The sequence below is a fragment of the Collinsella sp. CLA-SR-H006 genome, assembly GCF_040097075.1.
In the GTDB taxonomy this organism is placed as follows: domain Bacteria; phylum Actinomycetota; class Coriobacteriia; order Coriobacteriales; family Coriobacteriaceae; genus Collinsella.
Genome location: NZ_JBBNPD010000033.1, coordinates 1 through 1,649 on the forward strand (window position 1 = coordinate 1; position 1,649 = coordinate 1,649).

General features: G+C 70.7%; 1 protein-coding gene. It reads left to right on the plus strand.

Annotation, left to right across the window (positions count from 1 at the left end; genetic code table 11):
* The first annotated feature begins 286 nt into the window (after window positions 1-286).
* The gene (locus AAA069_RS09930) at window positions 287-1,576 is read left to right on the plus strand and encodes an IS110 family transposase (RefSeq protein ID WP_349128267.1); all 1,290 of its coding nucleotides are present in this window, start codon (window positions 287-289) and stop codon (window positions 1,574-1,576) included.
* Window positions 1,577-1,649: the final 73 nt, after the last annotated feature.

Below are 1,649 nucleotides of genomic sequence, written 5' to 3' on the forward strand. Positions count from 1 at the left end.
TCCGCACTGATATCTTCTGTATTGAAGACGTCGATGATGCACCCGTATACCATTGACGTCGACACCATCAGATGCGGACCGCGCGGTGACCCCACATTCCGCTGGCGCCCACAGGGCTGCCCTCGTTTCCTGACATGTCCCGCGCGGGCCGCGGCGAGCCGAGACCGCCGCATGACCTAATAGGAGCATGGAGCGATACCGCGGACCCGATCAACCGCATTCTATCGCGCCCCGTCAGTGTGCCGTCTGCCCGGTCCAGGCGAGCACGGAAAGAACGGAGCGAGACATGAGAACCGAATCGACACCCGGCGCCCGCGGGCCGGTCTTCTGCGGGGTCGACACCCACGCCGACTCGCACTGGCTGTGCGTCCTGGACTGGAGGGGCCGCAGGGTCCTGTCCCGCCGGTTCCCCGCCGACGCGGCGGGATACGAGGCGCTCGCCGGGGCGATCGCGGCGGTCGGGGAGCCGGCCTGCGTCGCGATGGAGGGGACGTCGTCCTACGGGGCGGGCCTCACCAGGCACCTCGCGTCGCTTGGGATGCCCGTGCGCGAGGCGCTCTCCCCGGCGAGGACGCAGAGGAGGCGCCCGGGGCAGGGGAAGTGCGACGAGTCGGACGCGGAGAGGGCGGCCCGCGCGGCGATGTCCGGCTCGAAGCTCGGGACCCCCAAGAGCCAGGACGGGTGGGTCGACGGGGTGCGCTGCATGCTCGCGGCGCGCTCCGGGGCGGTGAAGGCGCGGACCTCGGCGATCAACACCGCGAGGTCGCTGCTCACCACCGCGCCGGAGGGGCTCAGGTCGAGGTTCCGCGGCATGGGAGGGCCGAGGCTGATGGAGGAGCTCCCCTCCGTGCGCGCCGAGGGCGCGCTGGGCGCCGCGCTCGGCGCGCTGGCGGACCTGTGGGCGGCGGCGCGCGACGCGGCGCTCGACATGGAGCGCGCGATCGAGGCGTCCCTGGAGGAGAACTGCCCCGCGCTGCTGGCGATGTACGGGTGCGGGCCCGTGAGCGCGGCCAAGCTCGCGGTCGCGGCCGGGGACAACCCGGGCAGGCTGCGCTCCGAGGCGTCGTTCGCGGCGATATGCGGCGCCTGCCCCATCCCCGCCTCGAGCGGCAAGACCGTGAGGCACAGGCTCAACAGGGGCGGCGACCGGCAGGCGAACAGCGCGCTGCACGAGATCGCGAGGCAGAGGGTCATGCGCGACCCCGAGACCGCCGAGTACGCCGAGAGGGCCAGGGCGCGGGGAAAGAGCGACAGGGAGGTCATGAGGTGCCTCAAGCGCTACGTGGCCAGGGAGGCGTACCGGGCGCTGATGCGCCCGCACGAGATAAGGAGGCCGGCGGACGCGTCGGAGCTCGTGGCGGCCAGGCGCGCGGCGAAGGTCAGCCAGGTGAGGGCGGCGTCCATACTGGGCACCAGCGAGAAGTACATCTCGATGCTGGAGAGGGGCCAAAGGGAGCTCAAGCCAATAAGGAGGGCCTACGAGGCGTGGGTCGAGGCGGGGCTCCCGCTCGATTGGGACAGGCAGGCGTTCGAGGCCGAGCGCAAAATGGATTCTAAAAAACACCTTGCCAAATAGGAGCGTCAGGACGCAAAGAGGCTCCGCAGCGCGAAGCGCGATGCGGAGCCTCTTTGCATGTCCGAGGACGTTC